Source organism: Streptomyces sp. Tue6028, assembly GCF_002300165.1.
Classification (GTDB): Bacteria; Actinomycetota; Actinomycetes; order Streptomycetales; family Streptomycetaceae; genus Streptomyces; species Streptomyces siamensis.
Genome location: NZ_MLCE01000026.1, coordinates 14,039 through 35,054, shown reverse-complemented (window position 1 = coordinate 35,054; position 21,016 = coordinate 14,039). Strand labels below are relative to the sequence as shown.

Below are 21,016 nucleotides of genomic sequence, written 5' to 3'. Positions count from 1 at the left end.
CGAGCCTATCCGCCCTCGGAGGCGTGTCCGCCCGGCGGTTCCTCGGGCGACCCGTCCCGGGAGCCCTGCTCTTCCCCCGGTGACCCGTCCCGGGAGCCCGTCGGGTCCTCGACGATCAGCCGCTCCAGCGCGGCACGGTCCGGCAGCTCGGGCCGGACGACCTCGCCGCTGCGGACGTACAGGAAGGCGGCCGTGACGGATTCCGGGGGCACGCCCTGCTGCTCGGCCCAGGCGAGGCGGTAGAGCGCGAGCTGGAGCGGGTCGGCCGTACGGGCGCGGCTGGTCTTCCAGTCGACGATCTCGTACGTCGCCGCCCGGCCGTCGCCCTGCTTGTAGACGGCGTCGATGCGGCCGCGCACGACGCGTCCGGCGATGGCGAGCTGGAAGGGCGCCTCGACGCGGTACGGGGTGCGCTGGGCGTACGGAGTGCGTTCGAAGGCTTCCTTGAGGGACTCCAGGTCACGTTCGTCGGCGATCTCGGCGTCGGTGCCGGGCAGCTCCTCGGGCCCCAGCATCGGCAGCCGCAGCTCCTCGAAGCGGGACTCCACCCAGGCGTGGAAGCGGGTGCCCCGGCGGGCCGCCGGCTGCGGGGGGCGTGGCATGGGACGTGCCAGCTCCTGCGCGAAGCCGTCCGGGTCGGCGGCCAGCCGCAGCAGCTGCGACGCGGTGAGCGAAGCCGGCAGGGGGACGTCGGTCACCGTCGCGCGGGCACGCAGCAGTTCCCCGGCCAGCGCGTCCAGGTCGCGGTCCCAGGAGGCGAGGGTGCGGGATTCCTCGGGGGTGAGCTGCCCGGGGCCCTCGCGATGCGGACGGCTTCCCGGGCCGGCCGCCTGACGGGGAACCGTCGGCCGTCCGGCCGGGCGGTCCGTCGTCCACGATTCCCAGTCGGCCTGATCGCCCTCGGGGAACGGATCGGCGCTGGAGCGCTGGTCGCCGCCGGCGAGCCGATCTCTGTCGGAGTGCTGATCGCCGGCGGAGAGCTGATCGCCGTCGGGCACCGGAGCGTGGTCCAGGAACGGATCGTCGTCGGAGAAGGGGTCTCCGTCGGCGAAGTCGCCCTCTTCGTAAGGCGGCTCGTCGGGCGGCCCGTAGAGGGATTCGTCGTCGTCCGGCGGGGGCGGCCAGTCGGGGTCGTCGTAGGACGCCGGGTCGTGCGCGGCCCGCGGCCCGGCCTGCCAGGTCCCGGGACCGGCCTCCTCGTGCGACGCGACCCGCTCCAGGTGGGCGAGTACGGTCTCGGCGGCCGCGCGACGGCGGGCGAGTGCCGCCTCGTCGAGCGGGAGCGGCCACGCGTGGTCGGCGGCCGCCTCCTGGAGGGCGGGATTCTCCTCGTCCTCGGCGGGCTCGTCGGCCCAGACCTCGATCTCGCCGTGTCCGGCCGCGCAGTGCTCGTACAGGGCGTGCAGAAAGTCCGAGGGGCCGCGCGGCCGCTTCTGGGAGGGGCCCCACCAGTGGCCGGAACCGAGCAGGAGGGAGCGGGGGCGGGTGAAGGTGACGTAGCCGAGACGGAGTTCCTCGGTGTGCTGGTGGTCCTTCATGGCCTCGTGGAAGCCCTTGAGGCCCTTGGCGTCCCAGGTCTCGACGTCGGGCAGTGTGTCGGCGTCGCCGCGCAGCTCGTGCGGCAGGACCTTGCCCTGGGCGGTCCACTTCTCCCGGCCCTGGCTGCTGGGGAAGGTTCCGGTGACGAGGCCGGGGACCGCGACAACGTCCCACTCCAGGCCCTTGGACTTGTGCGCGGTCAGCACCTTGACGGTGTTCTCGCCGCCCGGGAGGGCGTTGTCGAGGCCCTTCTCGTACTGCGCGGCGGTGCGCAGGAAGCCGAGGAAGGCCAGCAGGGTCGCCTCGCCGTCGCCGGCGGCGAAGGACGCGGCGATGTCCAGGAAGTTCGACAGGGTCTCACGGCGGCGGGCGGCGAGGGCGTGCGGGGAGGCCGAGAGCTCGACCTCCAGGCCGGTGACGGCGAGCACCCGGTGCAGGACGTCCATCAGCGGGTCGGCGAGCGAGCGGCGCAGGTCGCGCAGTTCCGCCGCGAGCCGCGCGAACCGTACGCGCGCGTCCGGCGAGAACGGCAGCCCGTCGTCGTCCCCCTCGGCCGCGATGGGCAGCTCCAGGAACGTGTCGAGGGCGTCCGCGAGCGATATCACCTCGGACGGGTCGACGCCTTCGACGGCCGCGGCGAGCCGGCGCTCCGGGTCGTCGTCGGCTCCCACGCGCGCGTGGGACACCAGCAGCCGGGCGCGCCGGCCCAGGAGAGCGAGGTCGCGGGGTCCGATGCGCCAGCGCGGACCGGTGAGCAGCCGTACCAAGGAGGCGTTGGCTCCGGGGTCCTGGAGCACCTCGCAGACGGCGACGAGGTCGGCGACCTCGGGCAGGTGCAGCAGGCCGGAGAGGCCCACGACTTCGACGGGGATGTCGCGGGCGACGAGGGCGCCCTGGATCTCGGCGAAGTCCCCGGCCGTACGGCACAGGACCGCGATCTCGCCGGGCGCCTTGCCGGTGCGTACGAGATGGGCGAGGGAGTCGGCGAGCCAGTCGATCTCCTCGGCGTGGGTCCGCAGCAGTGCGCAGCGGACCAGGCCGTCGCGCTCGGCTCCGGGTGCGGGGCGCAGTGCCTCCACGCCCGCGTGCATGGCGCGCAGGGGCTCCGCCAGGCCGTTGGCGAGGTCGAGGAGGCGGCCGCCGCTGCGGCGGTTCTCGCTGAGCGCCTGACGGGTGGCGGGGCGGCCGTCACGGTGGGCGAAGTGGTCGGGGAAGTCGTCGAGGTTGGCGACGGAGGCGCCGCGCCAGCCGTAGATCGCCTGGCAGGGGTCGCCGACCGCGGTGACCGGGTGTCCGGTGCCGCCGCCGAACAGTCCGGCGAGCAGGACGCGCTGGGCCACCGACGTGTCCTGGTACTCGTCCAGCAGGACGACGCGGAACTCGTCGCGCAGGATCTCCCCCACCTCGGGGCGGGTGCGGGCGAGGGTGGCCGACAGGGCGATCTGGTCGCCGAAGTCGAGGAGGTCGCGCTCGCGTTTGGCCGCGCGGTAGCGCCCGACCAGCTCGGCGAGTTCCCGCCGGGCGGCCGCCGCCTCGGGGACCTTGCGCAGGTCGGCGTTGGTGAGTTTGGCGCCCGCTAGTGCGCGCAGCAGCCCGGCGTCGTACGCGCGCAGGTCCTCGGGGCGTACGAGGTGTTCGGCGAGCTCGGAATCGAGGGTGAGGAGGTCGCCGACCAGATCGGCGAACGAGCGGGTCAGCGCCGGGAACGGCCCCGGTGCCTCGCGCAGCACGCGCGCGGCGAGCTGGTAGCGGGTGGCGTCGGCCAGCAGCCGGGAGGTCGGTTCGAGTCCGATGCGCAGGCCGTGGTCGGTCAACAGGCGGCCGGCGAAGGCGTGGTACGTGGAGATGACCGGCTCGCCCGGTGGGTTGTCCGGATCGATGACGTCGGGGTCGGTGACGCCCGCCTTGACCAGTGCCTTGCGGACGCGCTCGGCGAGTTCGCCGGCGGCCTTGTTGGTGAAGGTCAGGCCGAGGACCTGCTCGGGGGCGACCTGGCCGGTGCCGACCAGCCACACCACACGCGCGGCCATCACCGTGGTCTTGCCCGAGCCGGCTCCGGCCACGATCACCTGCGGGGCTGGCGGTGCGGTGATGCAGGCCGTCTGCTCCGGGGTGAACGGGATCCCGAGGAGCTCCTTGAGCTGCTCGGGATCAGTGATACGGGCGGACACGTCAGAGAGGCTAGCGGCGCCCACTGACAGCGGGGGCCACATCGGCCGTCGGGGCGGAAGAACCGCTGGTCAGCACGTGTGGTGCCGTACGTCACTCGCTGACGCGGTCCCGGGGCGGCTCACTCGCCGACGCGGTCCCGGGGCAGCTCACTCGCCGACGCGGTCCCGGGGCGCCGGCCGGCTCGCTTGCGCGGTCCCAGGGCTGCGGCTCACTCGACGACCTGCTGTCCCTCCGGCCGGGCGCTGCAGGATGCCCGGAAGGCGCAGTGTGTGCAGTGCTGTCCGGCGGTCGGCGAGAACCGTTCGTCGAGGACCTTCCCGGCGGCGGTGGCCAGCAGGTCGCCGACCCACTCGCCCTCCAGCGGCTCCTGGGCCTGCACCTTGGGTAGCGTCTCCCCGCCGTTCTTCTTGGCGGCGCCCTGGCGCAGCTGGACCAGTTCGGCACCGCCCGGCTCGGGGCGCACACCGTCGAAGGCGTCGTCGACGGCGCCCTCCCGGACGGCGAGCTGGTAGACGGCGAGCTGCGGGTGGTGGGCCACCTCGGCGGCGGTCGGCGCCTGCTTGCCGGTCTTGAAGTCGACCACGTAGGCGCGGCCCTCGGTGTCCGCCTCGACCCGGTCCATGGAGCCGCGGATGCGCACTTCGTAGGAGCCCGCGTCGAGCGTGACGTCGAAGTCGTGCTCGCTGGCCACCGGCGTACGGCCGGTGCGGTCCATGACGTGCCACTCCAGGAAGCGTTCGAGCGCCACGCGCGCGTGCTCCTTCTCCTGGGCGGACTTCCAGGGCGCGTCGAAGGCGAGCGCGTTCCACACGGAGTCGAGGCGCTCCATGAGGACGGCGAGGTCGGCGGGGGTGTGCCCGGAGGCGACCTCGTCGGCGAGGACGTGCACCACGTTGCCGAAGCCCTGGGCGGCGGTGGCGGGTGCGTCGGCCTTCACCTCGCGGCCCAGGAACCACTGGAGGGCGCAGGTGTTGGCGAGCTGGTCGAGGGCGCTCCCGGACAGCACGACGGGCTGGTCGCGGTCGCGCAGCGGCACCTTGCTCTCGGTCGGCTCGTACATGCCCCACCAGCGGTAGGGGTGCGCCGACGGGACCAGCGGACGGCCGTCCTCGTCGGCGAGTGCGGCGAGCCGGGCGAGGCGCTGGGCCGCGGCCTGCCTGAGGGTGTCCGAGACGCGCGGGTCGACGGTCGTGGCGCGCAGTTCGGCGACGAGCGCGGCGACGGCCAGCGGACGGCGCGGGCGGCCGGTCACGTCCTTCGGCTCCACGCCGAGCTCGGTCAGGAACCGGGAGGGCTGGTCGCCGTCGTCGGCGGGGGCCTTCACGGCGGTGACGACGAGGCGTTCACGCGCGCGCGTGGCGGCCACGTAGAACAGTCGCCGCTCCTCGGAGAGCAGGGCGCCGGGGGTGAGGGGTTCGGCGAGCCCGTCACGGCCGATGCGGTCCGCCTCCAGCAGCGAGCCACGGCGGCGCAGGTCGGGCCAGAGGCCCTCCTGGACCCCGGCCACGACGACCAGGCGCCATTCCAGGCCCTTGGAGCGGTGTGCGGTCATCAGGCGCACGGCGTCGGGGCGCACGGCCCTGCGGGTGAGGGTGTCGGCGGCGATGTCCTCGGCCTCGATCTCCTCCAGGAAGTTGAGGGCGCCCCGGCCGCCGGTGCGCTCCTCGGCGCGGGCCGCGGTCGCGAAGAGCGCGCAGACGGCGTCCAGGTCTCGGTCGGCGTTGCGCCCGGCCGCGCCGCCGCGGCGGGCGGCCCGCTCCAGGCGCTGCGGCCACGGGGTGCCTTCCCACAGGTCCCAGAGCGCCTCCTCGGCGGTCCCGCCGCCGGCGAGGCGCTCGCGTGCCTTGCGCAGCAGGGCACCCAGCCGCTGCGCCCCGCGGGCGTACGCGGGGTCGTGCGCGACGAGCCGCTCCGGCTCGGCGAGCGCACGGGCGAGCAGTTCGTCGGACGGCGGCGGTACGAGATTCCCGGCGGCGCGCTCCTCCTCGCGCAGCGCACGGCCCAGGCGGCGCAGATCGGCGGCGTCCATGCTCGCCAGGGGGGAGGCGAGCAGGGCGAGCGCGGTCTCGGTGTCGAGCCAGGACGACGCGGTCGCCGTCACGTCGTCGGTGCCTGCGTCACCGGCCTCCACGTCACCGCTGTCCGCGTCGCCGGCCTCCACGCCACCGGCAGTCGCATCACCCTCCGCGTCACCGGCCTCCACGTCACCGACAGTCGCGTCGCCCTCCGCGTCACCGGCCTCCACAGCATCGGTACCCGCGTCACCGCTGTTGACGTCACTGGCGTCCGCACCATCGGCACCAGGGTGGCCGCTGTTGACGTCACTGGTTTCCACACCATCGGCACCGGCGCCCCCATCGGCCTCGGTGGTCTCGGTGTCCGACGGCTCGCCCACCTCGGGGGAGGAGTCCTCCGGGCCGGCGTCCTCCGCGCGGGCCACCGCCCGCAAGGCCGCGAGCAGGGGTGCGACGGCCGGTTCGTGCCGCAGCGGCAGGTCGTCGCCGTCGATGTCGAGGGGGACCCCCGCCGCCGTGAGGGCCCGCCGGATCGTCGGGATCGTGCGGGCACCCGCGCGCACCAGGACGGCCATCTCGCCCCAGGGGACACCGTCCTCGAGGTGGGCGCGGCGCAGCAGGTCCGCGATGTTGTCGAGTTCCGTACCGGGCGTCGGGTACGTGTGGACCTCCACGCGGCCCCCGTCCCGGACCGGCGACAGCTCGCGGTGGGCGCGCACCTTCTCCGCCGGCAGGCGGGTCAGCGGCATGCGCTGGGTGAGCAGGCGGGTGGCCGAGAGCAGGGCCGCGCCGGAGCGGCGGGACGTCCGCAGCACCTCGACCGGTGCCGGACGGCCGTCGGCGCTCGGGAAGGCGTCGGGGAAGTCCAGGATTCCGTTGACGTCGGCTCCGCGGAACGCGTAGATCGACTGGTCGGGGTCACCGAAGGCGACGAGGGTACGTCCGCCGCCCGCTAGGGCGTGCAGCAGCCGTACCTGCGCGGGGTCGGTGTCCTGGTACTCGTCCACGTAGACCGCGTCGTACCGCGCGGCGAGATGCCGGGCGACCTCGGGGCGCCGGGCGAGGAGCACCGCGCGGTGGACCAGTTCCGCGTAGTCGAGCACCCCTTGCATGTCGAGTACGTCGAGGTACTCGGCGAGGAAGGCCGCCGCCGCGCCCCAGTCGGGACGGCCGATGCGGCGGGCGAAGGCGTCCAGGGCGTCGGGGCTGAGGCCCAGTTCACGGCTGCGGGCGAGGACGGCGCGGACCTCGTCGGCGAAGCCGCGCGTGGTGAGGCAGGCTCGCAGTTCGTCGGGCCAGCGCACATGCGCGAGGCCGAGCCGCTCCAGGTCGGGCTGCCCGGCGAGCAGCTCACGCACGGCCACGTCCTGTTCGGGGCCGGACAACAGCCTCAGCGGCTCCACGAACAGGTCGCTGTCCTGCTGCGCGCGCACGAGGGCGTAACAGAAGGAGTGGAAGGTGGTGGCCTGGGGCGCACGGGCGGCCCCTATGCGCAGCGCCATGCGGTCGCGCAGCTCGACGGCGGCCTTTCTGCTGAACGTCAGCACGAGCACCCGCTCCGGGTCGCCGTCGCGGGCGATCCGGGCGGCCACGGACTCGACGAGCGTGGTCGTCTTGCCGGTGCCCGGACCTGCGAGGACGAGCAGCGGACCGCTCCTGTGGTCAACCACCGCACGCTGCCCCGCGTCCAGACGAGGGGGGTCCACCCGGGCCGGCGGGGTACGCACCAGCCGGTACGCGCCGCGGGCCCCCTGACGCACCGAGGGGTGCGTCAGGCGCCTGGTGGAGGAAGAGGAGCTCACGTGGTTCGCCGGTCCTGGTGGTTGTGCGGTTCGTCACTGCGGGCGCGGAGCGCCGTCGTCGGGGGACGGTGGTCGGGAGACGGACGGAAGGACCGCCGCGCATGGGGCGCGGTGGCCGCGGGGTGAGGAAGGTGCGCGCCGAAGACGCTACGCCGGTGAGCTTCGCGGAAGCAGGGCTTCCCCTTCTTCCCTCACATCACCCGCGTCACTCACGTCCCCCGCACCACGAACGTACGGCATGTCACGGATGTGCCTCGTTTCCCTCGTACGGGCCACAGGCGCCCCGTCCGCCCCTCGAATGGCGGAAGCTGTCAGGTGTGACCTTCCGCGTGCTCGCCGCCGTCCCATCGCGCTCGTCTCATGTCGACGCGCGGCACATGCCCCTCGGAGGACCGGCCCGCCTCCCTCAGCGGCGTGCCCTCCTCGCGGTAGCGCGCGAGCGCCTCCAGTTCGTGACCGGGCAGCAGCACGCCGTCGGCGCGTATGACACGCCACCACGGAACCGCTCCTCCGTAGAGGGCCATCACGCGGCCCACCTGGCGCGGCCCGCCCTCCTCCAGCCATTCCGCGACGTCGCCGTACGTCATCACACGTCCGGGCGGGATCGACTCGGCGACGTCGAGGACCCGCTCCGCATACTCCGGCAGCGCGTCCGCCGGAAGGCTCTCCTCGCTCATCCGTCCCATCCTGCCCCACCCCACCGACAGTGCGACGCGGCGACCACTGTGCGTACCGCTCGCCCCGGCCGCCGTGCTTCGGGCAGACTGTGCGCCCCCGTATTGCACCCTGATGCCCCCGTGTGTCGGTCGGGCATGCCACCATCGTCCGGGCGGTGACTGGTGATACGAGATCAAGAAGAGACCATGAGGCAGCAGAGCGTGCACCCCGAAGACGCAGAGGGCACCTCCGAGGCCTCGTCACGCCCGGACACCGGTGGCGCCGAGGTGAACGACGGGGGCAAGAAGAACCACGGGTCCGTCCCCACGGCCGCCGACGAGACCGCCGCTGAAGCCCGCGAGAGCGTGGAAGCGCAGGTCGAGGCGGGCACGGACGACGGTCACACGGACGAGGTCGAGGGCGACGAGCCCCTGCTCCCCGCGCGCGTGCACCGTCCGTCCGATCTGATGCGGCTTCTGGTCGGGGTCCTCGCGATCGTCGTGCTCCTCGCCATCGCCGCGTTCGCGCACGGCACCACCTCGGGGCTCGAACAGGACATCAACAAGGGCACCGGCCAGGCGCCCGACCTGCTCATCAAGATCGCGGGTCTGGCGTCGAGCATCGCGATCCTCCTGGTGCCGGTCGCCTTCGCGATCGAGCGGCTGATCAAACGGGACGGGCTGCGCATCGCCGACGGCGTGCTCGCCGCGGTCCTCGCGCACGGGGTGACACTCGCCACCGACCTGTGGGTGGCGAAGGCGGCGCCGGACTCCATCCAGGAAGCCCTCACCCAGCCGTCCCCCGGGGACATCCACGCCCTCACCGACCCGGTGCACGGCTATCTCGCACCCGTCATCGCGTACATGACGGCCGTCGGCATGTCCCGCAGACCGCGCTGGCGCGCGGTGCTCTGGGTGGTGCTCCTCCTGGACGCCTTCTCCATGCTGGTCACCGGCTACACGACGCCGTTCTCGATCATCCTGACGGTGCTCATCGGCTGGACCGTCGCCTACGGGACGCTGTACGCGGTCGGCTCACCGAACGTGCGACCCACCGGCCGGACGCTCATGGCCGGCCTGCGCCACGTCGGCTTCCACCCGGTGAGCGCGGCCCGCGAGGAAGCGCCGGACGCCACGGAGAACGGCGACCGCGGCAGACGCTACTTCGTCACCCTGGAGGACGGCCGGCCCCTGGACGTCACGGTCGTCGACCGTGAGCAGCAGGCGCAGGGGTTCTTCTACCGCGTGTGGCGACGCCTGACCCTGCGCGGCATCACCACCCGCCGGAGCCTGCAGTCACTGCGCCAGGCACTGGAGCAGGAGGCACTCCTCGCGTACGCGGCCATCGCGGCCGGCGCCAACGCACCCAAGCTGATCGCGACCTCCGAGCTGGGCCCGGACGCCGTGATGCTCGTCTACGAGCACACCGGCGGGCGCACCCTCGACGCGGTTCCCGACGAGCTCATCACCGACGACCTGCTGCGCGACACCTGGCACCAGGTGCAGGCCCTTCAGTCCCGCCGCATCGCGCACCGCAGGCTCGCGGGCGACGCGATTCTGGTGGATCGTTCCGGCACGGTGATCCTCACCGATCTGCGCGGCGGCGAGATCGCGGCCGGCGACCTGCTGCTGCGCATGGACATCGCCCAGCTGGTCACCACGCTCGGACTGCGGGTGGGCGCCGAGCGCGCGGTGGCGTCGGCGGTCGGCGTGCTCGGCCCGGACGCGGTCGCGGACTGTCTGCCGATGCTCCAGCCGATCGCCCTGACGCGCTCCACGCGCGCGACGCTGCGCAAGCTCGCCCGGGAGCGTGCGCACCGGGAGCGCGAGGCCGTCCTCGAGGCCTCCCGGCAGGACAAGCTCGCCCGCGCGGAGGAGGCCCGGCAGAACGCCACGTCCGTGCAGGAGAAGCCCGGCAAGAAGGCAGTGCGGGCGGAGCAGCGTGCCGAGAAGCGGGCGATAGACGAGGCCCTGGACGAGGCGCGCGAGGAGGACCTGCTCACCCAGATCCGCCACCAGGTGCTGCTGATCAGGCCGCAGGCACCGGTCGAGCCCGCCCGCCTGGAGCGGGTCAGACCGCGCACGCTGATCAGTTTCATCGCCGGAGCGATCGGCGCGTACTTCCTGCTGACGCAGCTCACCCACATCGAGTTCGGGACCCTCTTCGACAACGCCGAGTGGGGCTGGGTCGCCGCGGCGGTGCTGTTCTCGGCGCTCAGCTACGTCGCGGCGGCGATGAGCCTGCTGGGCTTCGTGCCCGAGCGGGTGCCGTTCGCGCGGACCGTGGCGGCGCAGGTCGCCGGTTCGTTCGTGAAGATCGTGGCGCCCGCCGCGGTCGGCGGTGTGGCGCTCAACACGCGCTTCCTCCAGCGCGCCGGGGTGCGGCCCGGTCTCGCGGTGGCGAGCGTCGGCGCCTCCCAGCTGTTCGGCCTCGGCTGCCACATCCTGATGCTGCTCTCCTTCGGCTATCTGACCGGCACCGAGAAGACACCGTCCCTGTCGCCGTCCCGCACGGTCATCGCGGGCCTGCTGACGGTGGCGGTACTGGTCCTGGTGGTGACGTCGGTCCCGTTCCTGCGCAAGTTCGTCGTCACGCGCGTGCGCTCCCTGTTCGCCGGCGTGGTGCCGCGCATGCTCGACGTGCTCCAGCGGCCGCAGAAGCTGGTCACCGGTATCGGCGGCATGCTGCTGCTGACCGCCTGCTTCGTGATGTGCCTGGACGCGTCGATCCGGGCGTTCGGCCACGAGGAGTCGACCACGCTGAGCCTCGCCAGCGTCGCCGTCGTCTTCCTCGCCGGCAACGCGCTGGGGTCGGCGGCGCCGACCCCAGGCGGCGTGGGCGCCGTCGAGGCCACCCTCACGGTCGGTCTGATCGCCGTCGGGCTCCCCAAGGAGGTCGCGGCGCCCGCGGTCCTGCTGTACCGGCTGCTGACGCTGTGGCTGCCCGTGCTGCCGGGCTGGCTGTTCTTCAACCACTTGACGCGCAAGGGCGCGCTCTAGCCGGAAGGCGCGGGCGCGCACCGCCGCGCGTAGTGCCGCGCACCGCCCCGCGTACTGCCGCGCGCCGCCCCGCGTACTGCCGCGCACCGCTGCCCGTGGCGTCGCGCGCACCGCTGTCGCGCCTACCGCGAAGCACCTGGTCCGGGCGCTGCGGCGCACTCACCCACACGGCCCGCGCCCCGCGCGCACCGCCCCGTACGACCGCACGATGGGGACATGCCGAACCCTCCCGAGTCGCGCGCCGCTGCCCTGACCCTGACCGCCGTTGTGCTGATCTCCTTGCTCGCGGGTTGCAGCGACGGATCGAAGGACAAGGACGGGGACGAGGATCTGACAGCTCAGAAGCTGAGCTGGAAGGAGTGCCCGGCACCCTCCGAGTCCGAGGGCGGGGGCAACGCTCCGTCCCCTCTGCCGGGCGGCACGGAGTGGCAGTGCGCCACGATGAAGGCGCCCCTCGACTGGGCCGATCCCAAGGGCGACACGATCGGGCTGGCGCTGATCCGGGCGAAGACGAGCGGCGACCCGAGCAAGCGGATCGGCTCGCTCATCTTCAACTTCGGCGGCCCGGGCGGCTCCGGCGTCACCACGCTGCCCGCCTTCGGTGAGGACTACGCCGCCCTGCGCACCCGCTACGACCTGGTGAGCTTCGACCCGCGCGGCGTGGGCCGCAGCGCGGGCGTGAAATGCGAGGACGACCAGCAGCTCGACGAGTTCTTCCAGCAGGACGCCACGCCGGACGACACCGCGGAGCAGAAGGAGTTCCTGCAGAACACCAGGAACTTCAACGATGCCTGTGAGAAGAACTCCGGCACGATCCTCCCCCATGTGCGCACCACGGACGCGGCCCGCGACATGGACCTGATGCGCCAGGTCCTCGGCGACGCGAAGCTGCACTACTTCGGCATCTCCTACGGGACCGAACTGGGCGGCGTCTACGCCCACCTGTTCCCGAAGAACGTGGGACGCGCGGTGTTCGACGCGGTCGTCGACCCGACGCAGAACCCCGAGCAGAGTTCGCTCGGGCAGGCCAAGGGGTTCCAGCTCGCACTCGACAACTTCGCCAAGGACTGCACCTCCAAGGTCGAGGACTGCCCGATCGGCGACACGCCTCAGGACGTGAAGGACCGCATCGCCAAGCTGCTCAAGGACCTCGAAGTGAAGCCGATCCCCGGCGTCTTCCCCCGCGAGCTCACCCAGACCGCGGCGACCAGCGGCATCGCCCAGGCGCTGTACTCCAAGGACTTCTGGGAGTACCTGACCGAGGGTCTCGAGCAGGCCTACGACGGAGACGGCAAAGTGCTCATGCTGCTGGCGGACTCCATGAACGGACGCGACGCGAACGGCCAGTACAGCAATCTCGTCCCGGCGAACATCTCCATCAACTGCGCGGACGACAAGCCGCGCTACACCCCGGACTTCGTGCTGTCGCGGCTGCCGCAGTTCCGGGCCGCATCGCCGCTGTTCGGCGACTATCTGGCCTGGGGCATGATCAGCTGCACGGACTGGGCCGTGGCGGGCGCCGCCGACCACCCGAACGTCGCCGCCGCCGGTGCGGCGCCCATCCTGGTCGTCGGCAACACCGGCGATCCGGCCACGCCGTACGAGGGCGCCCGGAAGATGGTGGAGGCGCTGGGCAAGGGGGTCGGCGTCGAGCTGACGTACAAGGGCCAGGGGCACGGGGCCTACGACAGCAAGAACAAGTGCGTGCAAGGCGCCGTGAACGGCTATCTGCTGGAGGGAACCATCCCGCCCGCTGGAACCGTCTGTTCGTAGAAAACCGCAGGTCAATGAGTTATCCACAGGCTGTGACGGCTTCGGGCGCCGCCGCCTACTATTGCCTGCATGTGATCCGCGGATCGGGCGGACCACGGGTGAGGGGGGAAGCGCATGGCACGTTTCGCACGGTGGACGGCCGCGGCCGCCGCCGCGTTGCTGGTGGCCGGTTGCAGCAGTGGGTCGTCCGGCGAAGACACGGACGAGGGGAAGGGCGGCGACAAGTCGTCGTCCACAGCGCCTTCTTCGGGCACACCGTCGGGGCTGCCCGGCAAACTCACCTCGCAGAAGCTCGACTGGGGCCGCTGCAAGGGCACGTCCGACTCTCCCGCGCCGGGCAGCGACTGGCAGTGCGCCACGCTCAAGGTCCCGCTGGACTACGCGAAGCCGGACGGCGAGACGATCGGCCTCGCGGTGATCCGCTCGAAGGCGACGGGCGGCTCGGACAAGCGCATCGGCTCGCTCCTGTTCAACTTCGGCGGACCCGGCGGCTCGGGCATCTCCACCATGCCGTCGTACGGCTCGATCGTCGGCTCCCTCCACGACCGGTACGACCTGGTGAGCTGGGACCCGCGCGGCGTTGCGGCGAGCGAAGGGGTGCGCTGCCGCAGCGACAAGGACATCCAGGCGGCCGAGTCGGTGGACGCCACACCGGACGACGCCACCGAGGAAGCCACGTACTTCAAGGACGCCACGGACTTCGGCAAGGGCTGCGAGAAGGCCGCGGGCAAGCTCATGTCCCATGTGTCGACCACGGACACGGCACGCGACATGGATCTGATGCGCGAGGTCCTCGGCGACCGCAAGATGCACTACTTCGGCATCTCGTACGGCACCGAACTGGGCGGGGTGTACGCCCACCTGTTCCCGAAGAACGTGGGGCGCCTGGTGCTGGACGCCGTCGTCGACCCGAGTGCCGACACCGTCGGCCACGCCAAGAACCAGACGCTCGGCTTCCAGCGGGCCCTGGACGACTATCTGAAGTCCACCGGCCAGGACCCGAAGCAGGGCTCGCAGAAGATCGTGGACCTGCTGAAGCGCATCGACGCCCGGCCGCTGCCCGCCTCCGGCGGACGCAAGCTCACCCAGACGCTGGCCCTCACCGGCATCGTCCTGCCGCTCTACAGCAAGCAGGGCTGGCCCAGCCTCACCAGCGCGCTCAAGGCAGCCGAGGACGGGGACGGTTCGGAGCTGCTGACGCTCGCCGACGGTTACAACGAACGCGACCCCTCGGGGCACTACGGCACGACGACACACTCACAGCGGGTCATATCGTGCCTGGACGACAAGCAGCGGCCGACTCCCGAGGAGACGAGGAAGCTGCTGCCCGAGTTCGAGAAGATCTCGCCCGTCTTCGGCGACTTCATGGGCTGGGACACGGCGGGCTGGTGCCACGACTGGCCGGTGGCGGGCCAGTTCGACAACCCGGAGGTCAGCGCACCGGGTGCGGAGCCGGTCCTGGTCGTAGGCAACACCGGCGACCCCGCTACACCGTACGAGGGCGCTCGCAAGATGGCCGACGAGCTGGGCAAGGACGTCGGTGTGGAGCTCACCTGGAAGGGCGAGGGCCATGGCGCGTACGGCAGCGGAAGCGACTGCGTGGACTCGACCGTGAACAGGTATCTGCTGGACGGGACCGTGCCGAAGGACGGCAAGGTCTGCGCCTCCTAGGTCGCGGGGGCCGAGGGCACCGGTTCGGGTGCCCTCGGCCCACGGCAAAGGGCCCGGCACGCAGAGTGCCGGGCCCCACCTCCGAAGAGGGCGTATGCCTAGTAGACCGGCTTGTCGGGCTCGATCTGGTTGACCCAGCCGATCACGCCGCCGCCGACGTGGACCGCGTCGGAGAAGCCCGCGGACTTCAGGACGGCGAGGACTTCCGCACTGCGGACACCCGTCTTGCAGTGCAGGACGATCTTCTTGTCCTGCGGCAGGGACTCCAGGGCAGTGCCCATGAGGAACTCGTTCTTCGGGATCAGCTTGGCGCCGGGGATCGAGACGATCTCGTACTCGTTGATCTCACGGACGTCGATGATCTCGATGTTCTCGCCGTCGTCGATCCACTCCTTGAGCTGCTTGGGAGTGATCGTCGAACCGGCCGCCGCCTCCTGGGCCTCCTCGGACACGACGCCGCAGAAGGCCTCGTAGTCGATGAGCTCGGTGACGGTGGGGTTCTCGCCGCAGACGGCGCAGTTCGGGTCCTTGCGGACCTTGACCTGGCGGTACTGCATCTCCAGGGCGTCGTAGATCATCAGTCGGCCGACGAGGGGCTCGCCGGTGCCGGTGAGGACCTTGATCGCCTCGGTGACCTGGATGGAGCCGATGGACGCGCACAGCACGCCCAGCACGCCACCCTCGGCGCAGGAGGGGACCATGCCCGGCGGCGGGGGCTCCGGGTAGAGGCAGCGGTAGCAGGGGCCGTGCTCCGACCAGAAGACGGAGGCCTGACCGTCGAACCGGTAGATCGAACCCCACACGTACGGCTTGTTGAGGAGCACGCACGCGTCGTTGACCAGGTAGCGGGTGGCGAAGTTGTCCGTGCCGTCGACGATCAGGTCGTACTGGCTGAAGATGTCCATCACGTTCTCGGCTTCGAGCCGCTCTTCGTGAAGGATCACGTTCACGTACGGGTTGATGCCCAGCACGGAGTCGCGGGCCGATTCGGCCTTGGAGCGGCCGATGTCCGCCTGGCTGTGGATGATCTGGCGCTGCAGGTTCGACTCGTCGACCTCGTCGAACTCCACGATGCCGAGCGTGCCCACGCCCGCCGCGGCCAGGTACATCAGCGCCGGCGATCCGAGGCCGCCGGCGCCGACACACAGCACCTTGGCGTTCTTCAGCCGCTTCTGCCCGTCCATGCCCACGTCGGGGATGATCAGGTGGCGGGAGTACCTGCGGACCTCGTCTACGGTGAGCTCGGAAGCCGGCTCGACCAGGGGTGGCAGCGACACGGGGGCTCCGTTGGTCGGTCAATCACTACAGTTGTTCTCCCCGTAACACTGCCACGCCCTTCTTCATTCCGAGACACCCGTTCCGATCCGCGAGACGATTTCGTCCCAGTAGCCGGGCATCGTCTCCCAGGGGTCGGCCCGCCCACCGAAATCGGTGCGGTCGGTGAAGTAGATCGTCGAGGCGCCCTGCCAGCGGGCGATGCGCAGCGCCTCGTCGAGATGACCGCGCGGCACGCTGTGCACCAAGTGGCAGAACCGCTCGGGCGGGTAGTCGGCGGTCCACTCGGCGACCTGGGACCAGCGGTAGTCGCTCCAGGAGCCGGAGAAGGTGACCAGCTGGTCGGCGTTCTCCGCGTAGCCGGGATACGGGTGGGCGCCGTGCCCGAGCACGATGTGCGCATCCTCACGGAGCGTCCGGAGCGTGCCGACCGTCCGGCGGACCTCGGCGAGCGCGGTGCGTTCGGTGGGACAGCGGTCGAGGAGGTAGCCGTCGACCCGGTACCAGTCGATGTAGCGCTGGGCGTCGGAGACCAGTTCGCCGAAGGCGCGCGCGCCGTACGTCGCGTCCAGGCGCCCGAGCACGCGTACGCCCGCGTTGCGCAGCCGCCCGACGGCCTCCAGGCAGTGCGGGTCGGGACGGCTGCCGGGTCCGTTGGACACGTTCAGGGCGACCCAGTGCAAAGGGGCGCCGGGCCGGGTGAGTTCGGCCCACTCCAGCGGAGCGACGAGGGGATGTGCATAGCCGGGGATGCCGAAGCCGACCTTGAGGTCGGTGCTCGCGGTGCCGGCTGCGGTGCTGGTCAGATACGGCATGCCGCCTCCATCCAGATGTCTGCCAGGGATTCCTCGAGGTTGATGCGGGGCCGCCAGCCGAGCCGGTCGCGTGCGGTACGCACGTCGGCCTGCTGCCAGCTGCCGCAGCCGTCCGGGTACGGGTACGCGACCGGGGCCGCGTGGTCCGGTTCGTTGCGGGGGTGGCCGATGGATGTCCTCAGGGGGCCGGGAGGGCCGTCGAGTTCGTGCAGGGCGCCGCCGTAGCCGGCGACCCGGGCGAGGACGGCGGCCGCGTCGCGGAGTCGTACGGCACGTCCCGAACCGATGTTGATCACGCCCTGTGCGGCGGAGAGCGAGGCCGCGTGGACGGCACGGGCGACGTCGCGTACGTCGATGAAGTCGCGCTGGACGCCGAGTCCGCCGAGTTTGAGTTCGCCGTCGCCGGACTGCATGGCGCGGCGGAGGGCCTCGGCGAGTCGGCCCAGCGGGGATCCGGCGGGTGTGCCGGGTCCGGCGGGTGAGAAGACCCGAAGGACCACGGCGTCCAGGCCGGAGCCGAGGACCAGTTCGGTGGCGGCGAGCTTGCTGACGCCGTAGGGGCCGCCGGGGCGTGGCACGGCGTCCTCGGCGGTGGAGGAGCCGGGCTGGCTGGGCCCGTACTCGGCGCCGCAGCCGATCTGGACGAGCCGTGCCCCGCAGCCGCTGCGGCGGAGGGCCTCGCAGACGGTGGCGACGGCGACGGTGTTGTGCCGGGTCAGTTCGCGGGCGCCTCCGCGGGTGGCGCCGGCGCAGTTGATGACGACTCCGGGGTGCACCGCGTCCAGGAAGCGGGTGAGTGCGCCGGGACTGCCCGAGGCGAGGTCGAAGCGGACGTCGGCGTCGTCGCCCCGGCCGAGCGCGGTGAGCTGCACGGCCGGGTCGGCGAGCAGTCTGTCGGCCACGAAGCGGCCGAGGTATCCGTTGGCTCCGATCAGCAGGACCCTCATCGGGCGGCTCCCGGGGCGGACTCTCCGGTTCGGGAGGTGATCATCTGGCTTACTCCTTCAGGTGATGCCGTGGGTCGGGAGAGGGCCCGCGGTGTCGGCCCCGCGGGAGAAATGGGTCCGTGCTCGGGTACCGGGCGCGGAAGCACGGTTCACACCGCCTCGATGGGCAGTGCGTGGGCGGAGGCCCTGGTCAGGGTGCGCGTCGAGTGGACGAGCAGGACGAACGCCGCCGTGCCGCACACCAGAGCCGGTACGGCGCCGGGCCCCCAGGCCTCGACGACGGTCTCGACGGGCGTGGCGAGGAAGGAGCAGCCGGGCAGGCGGCCCGCGAAGACGGTGGCGAGCGCGATCGCTTCGGTGGCTCCGGCGCCGGCGAGCATCACGGCGGGCGCGTGGGTGAAGCCGCGCGCCGTCAGCAGACGGGCGAGCAGGAGCAGGGCGCCGAGGGCGCCGGCCCCGGTGTAGGCGGGGGGCTCGTCGAGCACGGTCGCGCTCAGGGCGAGCAGCCCGCCGAGGGTGCACAGGAACAGGGCGAACACGCCGAGGAGCAGGGGGCGGACGGTGGTGGCGAACTCGTCGAGGCCGCGGCTTGCGGTCAGTCTGCGGCGGGCGCTCACCACGAAGAGCTGCGCACACCAGGCCGCCGGGGCACACGCCGTCGAGAGGGCCAGCACAGGTGCCGTGGCGAGCGGCCAGGGGCCGTCGGGTCCGCCGTCGAGCGCGGCGCTGAGCAGTCCGTCACCGAGGAGGGCGTAGGCGACGAGCCAGCACATCCAGCCACGGGTGGCGCCGGTCGTGCGCTGACCGGCGCTCAGGGGGCCGCGGCGCAGGGCGTACCGCAGACCGAGGGTCACGGCGAGGACGCCGGCCGCGGCCACCGCGAGGCGTGGCCTGCCCTCGGTGACGCGCAGTCCGAGCGTGGCCGCCAGGCAGAGGACGCCGGGCAGCAGGGCGAGCACCGCCCAGTCGGCGCGCGCACCGGAGCGTTCCGGCTCCTCCGGGCGCGGGGTGTGTTCGCCGTCGCGCGAGGCACGGGCGTACATCTCCTCCGCGAGCGAGAACACGTCGCGGTGGCGGAATCGGGTGGCCGTCCGATCGGTCACACCGTGGGCCTCCAGACCGGCGGCGATCTCCAGCGGGTCGACCGCGCGCTCGCAGAGTTCGCGGTGCCGGTGCATGAGCGCTTTCACGGGGTCCGCGGCGCCACGGCGCGCGGTGGGCCTGCGCGCGCCGTCGGTACGACTCGCACTCCCCTCACTGCTGCTCGCACCACCTTTGCGTTTCCGTTCACCGGCGCCGCCGCCGTCCCGGCCGGCAGACTCACCGATGCGACCCGCGCCGCCGACGGCTCCCCCGCTCGCGTCACCCGCCTCTCGGTCGCTCGCACCCCCCGCGTCCCGGCCGCTCGCGTCGCCCGAGTCCCCGGCGTCCTCGCTGTCCAAGCCCCCGCCGCCCAGGCCGGCCAGGTCGTCCAGGTCGTCCAGGTCGTGCAGGGTGTGTGGTCCGCCCGGTGCGCGCGGTCCGGTCGTCTCGCTCATCGCGCTCCCTCCCCCGCGGGGACGGGAACCGTGGCGCGCACGGGCGCACCCGCCGCCCAACGCGGCCGGCCCACGGCCATGGGACGGACCTCGGTCCAGCGGCCCGGCACATGGGCCTCCGCGGGAACTCCGAAGGGCAACGGCTCGCCCTCTTCGTCCACGACCACCCGCCGGACCGGGGAGTGCGAGACGATCTCCAGGTAGATGCCGTGGAAGGCGGCGACGTTCTGCTCGACGGTGAACAGTTCGAGGGCGCGTGCGCGCGCGGCCGCGCCCAGGCGCTCACGGCGCTCGGGGTCACGCAGCAGCGTCACGCACGCTTCCGCCAGCGCCCGCGGATTGCGGGGCGGCACCACCAGCCCCGTACCGCCGATGACTTCGACGACCGCGCCCACGTCCGTGGAGACGGTCGCGCGACCGCAGAACATGGCCTCGACGAGACTGATCGGAAAGCCCTCGACGACGCTGGAGAGCACGACGACGGCTCCGGAGGCGTACGCCTCCGCCAGGCTGGGGACCTCGGGGCCGCCGATCTCCTCGAAGGACACCGGGTTGTCGCCGACGGCGTGCACGCCCTCCGCCTCGTCGGGGAAGAGCTGGGCGGCCAGGGCCCGGCAGTGGGCCAGATAGGTCGTGCCTTCGGGGCCGTCGGCGGGCGCGCCGACGATCCGCAGCCGCGTCTTCGGTTCCTCCTTGCGGATCTCCGCGAAGGAGTGCAGCAGCGAGATCAGATCCTTGGCGGGTTCGATGCGCCCGACCCACACCAGCGTGTCCGGGTCGGCGCATCCGCTGCCCTCCGCGCTCTCCCCCACGTCCGCGAAGCGGGACGCCTCCATGCCGGGGTAGACGGTGCGCAGTTTGGCGCGGTCGGCGCCGCAGCGCTCCTGCCAGCGGCGAGCGTGCGTGTTGCCGGGCGTGATGAGCGCGGCGGCGCGGTAGACCTCGGCGGCGAGCCTGCCGTGGAACCCGGCGAGCAGGGCGCGTACGGCCGGGCTCTCGCCGACGGTGGCGGAGGCCAGGTAGTGCGCGCGCAACTGCACCCCGTACTCGGTGACCAGCAGGGGCACACCGGCGAAGTGCCGGGCGAGGAGACCGGGCAGCGCCGCGGTGCCGCCCGCGGTGGCGTGGCAGAGGTCCACCGAGTCGAGTCCGTCGCCCTCGTACCAGTCCAGCGACAGGGGCCGCAGGGCACGTTCGACATGGGAGGCGAAGGCGAGCAGGTCGGGCACGCGCGCCGTGCGGGCGGTGCGCAGCGCGCCGGGCGCACGGCAGGCGCGTTCCAGTGCGCGCACGGCACCCTCCGAACGCAGGGCGCCGGCGAGACCGCCCTCGTCGCGGGCGAGCTCCGCGAGGGCGTAGAGCGCGCTGCCGAAACGGTCCGCCTCAACGCCGGCGGAGGTCGCCGGGTCGTCATGGGCTCCCGCACCGCCGCCGAGCGCCGAGCCGTCGGGAGCCCCCGGCCCCTCGCACACGGCCGCCGCCAGCTCTCCGTATGCGTCGGCGAAGCGTCGCCGCGCCCGGCGTCCGTACACCACCCCGTCGTCCTCGACGGTCCACAGAGGCGCCGTCCGCACCCTGCTGACCTGCGGCGGCAGCTGGATCCAGCCCTCGTCCTCCTGGCGCTCGCTGCGGCTGAGCGCGTAGATGTCGAACTCGTGCTGCCCGAGCCCGCGTACGAGCCGGTCGCACCAGAGTCTGGCGTCACCGCTCACATACGGATAGCCACCCTCCGTAAGCAGTCCGATGCGCACGACCACACCCCCGATCTCCCATATGGGGAGCCGCCGTTGACCCGGCGGCTCGCAGCGGGAAG

At 72.5% G+C, this 21,016-nt stretch carries 11 protein-coding genes; 3 read left to right on the top strand and 8 right to left on the bottom strand.

Annotated features, from left to right (window positions below; translation table 11 throughout):
- Nucleotides 1–5: 5 nt before the first annotated feature.
- The 3 genes from BKI49_RS24840 to BKI49_RS24830 form a co-directional block, all read right to left on the bottom strand.
- The gene (locus tag BKI49_RS24840) at nucleotides 6–3,710 is read right to left on the bottom strand and encodes an ATP-dependent DNA helicase (RefSeq protein ID WP_179332569.1); all 3,705 of its coding nucleotides are present in this window, start codon (nucleotides 3,708–3,710) and stop codon (nucleotides 6–8) included.
- Between the two features lie 209 nt (nucleotides 3,711–3,919).
- Nucleotides 3,920–7,528 (bottom strand): ATP-dependent helicase, encoded by a 3,609-nt coding sequence (locus BKI49_RS24835; protein WP_095936506.1) that lies wholly within the window; start codon nucleotides 7,526–7,528, stop codon nucleotides 3,920–3,922.
- A 311-nt stretch (nucleotides 7,529–7,839) separates the two neighbouring features.
- Nucleotides 7,840–8,205 (bottom strand): MGMT family protein, encoded by a 366-nt coding sequence (locus tag BKI49_RS24830; RefSeq protein ID WP_257004945.1) that lies wholly within the window; start codon nucleotides 8,203–8,205, stop codon nucleotides 7,840–7,842.
- 186 nt (nucleotides 8,206–8,391) lie between these two features.
- Here BKI49_RS24830 and BKI49_RS24825 point away from each other — a divergent pair, with 186 nt between their 5' ends.
- From BKI49_RS24825 to BKI49_RS24815, 3 genes are all read left to right on the top strand, one after another.
- Complete coding sequence (locus BKI49_RS24825; protein ID WP_179332568.1) at nucleotides 8,392–11,184, top strand: lysylphosphatidylglycerol synthase domain-containing protein; 2,793 nt, start codon at nucleotides 8,392–8,394, stop codon at nucleotides 11,182–11,184.
- A 216-nt stretch (nucleotides 11,185–11,400) separates the two neighbouring features.
- Nucleotides 11,401–12,957 carry an alpha/beta hydrolase gene (locus BKI49_RS24820; RefSeq protein ID WP_095936503.1) on the top strand — a complete coding sequence of 519 codons (1,557 nt, stop codon included), beginning with the start codon at nucleotides 11,401–11,403 and terminating at the stop codon, nucleotides 12,955–12,957.
- A 114-nt stretch (nucleotides 12,958–13,071) separates the two neighbouring features.
- Nucleotides 13,072–14,628 carry an alpha/beta hydrolase gene (locus BKI49_RS24815; protein WP_095936502.1) on the top strand — a complete coding sequence of 519 codons (1,557 nt, stop codon included), beginning with the start codon at nucleotides 13,072–13,074 and terminating at the stop codon, nucleotides 14,626–14,628.
- A 98-nt stretch (nucleotides 14,629–14,726) separates the two neighbouring features.
- On the opposite strand, the gene moeZ is transcribed toward BKI49_RS24815, so the two are convergent.
- The 5 genes from moeZ to BKI49_RS24790 all read right to left on the bottom strand — a co-directional run bounded on the left by moeZ (nucleotide 14,727) and on the right by BKI49_RS24790 (nucleotide 20,954).
- The gene (gene moeZ / locus BKI49_RS24810) at nucleotides 14,727–15,905 is read right to left on the bottom strand and encodes an adenylyltransferase/sulfurtransferase MoeZ (RefSeq protein WP_095936501.1); all 1,179 of its coding nucleotides are present in this window, start codon (nucleotides 15,903–15,905) and stop codon (nucleotides 14,727–14,729) included.
- A gap of 63 nt (nucleotides 15,906–15,968) precedes the next feature.
- On the bottom strand, nucleotides 15,969–16,718 hold the full coding sequence (locus tag BKI49_RS24805; protein ID WP_095936500.1) for a spherulation-specific family 4 protein: 750 nt from the start codon (nucleotides 16,716–16,718) through the stop codon (nucleotides 15,969–15,971).
- A complete protein-coding gene (locus tag BKI49_RS24800; RefSeq protein ID WP_095936499.1) occupies nucleotides 16,706–17,665 on the bottom strand; it encodes an NAD-dependent epimerase/dehydratase family protein in 960 nt (319 codons plus the stop codon). Before BKI49_RS24800 ends, BKI49_RS24805 begins: the two co-directional genes overlap by 13 nt.
- Nucleotides 17,666–17,814: 149 nt before the next feature.
- Nucleotides 17,815–19,203 (bottom strand): hypothetical protein, encoded by a 1,389-nt coding sequence (locus BKI49_RS24795; RefSeq protein WP_257004944.1) that lies wholly within the window; start codon nucleotides 19,201–19,203, stop codon nucleotides 17,815–17,817.
- Entirely contained in the window at nucleotides 19,200–20,954 is a 1,755-nt protein-coding gene (locus BKI49_RS24790) for a DUF3492 domain-containing protein (protein WP_257004943.1), read from the bottom strand. Before BKI49_RS24790 ends, BKI49_RS24795 begins: the two co-directional genes overlap by 4 nt.
- Between the last annotated feature and the right edge of the window lie 62 nt (nucleotides 20,955–21,016).

Excerpts from the sequence above, each read along its gene's own strand:
- BKI49_RS24830 (WP_257004945.1), bottom strand. The coding sequence starts at position 8,205 with ATGAGCGAGGAGAGCCTTCCGGCGGACGCGCTGCCGGAGTATGCGGAG.
- BKI49_RS24805 (WP_095936500.1), bottom strand. The coding sequence starts at position 16,718 with ATGCCGTATCTGACCAGCACCGCAGCCGGCACCGCGAGCACCGACCTC.
- BKI49_RS24815 (WP_095936502.1), top strand. The coding sequence starts at position 13,072 with ATGGCACGTTTCGCACGGTGGACGGCCGCGGCCGCCGCCGCGTTGCTG.
- BKI49_RS24800 (WP_095936499.1), bottom strand. The coding sequence starts at position 17,665 with ATGAGGGTCCTGCTGATCGGAGCCAACGGATACCTCGGCCGCTTCGTG.
- BKI49_RS24825 (WP_179332568.1), top strand. The coding sequence starts at position 8,392 with ATGAGGCAGCAGAGCGTGCACCCCGAAGACGCAGAGGGCACCTCCGAG.
- BKI49_RS24820 (WP_095936503.1), top strand. The coding sequence starts at position 11,401 with ATGCCGAACCCTCCCGAGTCGCGCGCCGCTGCCCTGACCCTGACCGCC.
- BKI49_RS24795 (WP_257004944.1), bottom strand. The coding sequence starts at position 19,203 with ATGAGCGAGACGACCGGACCGCGCGCACCGGGCGGACCACACACCCTG.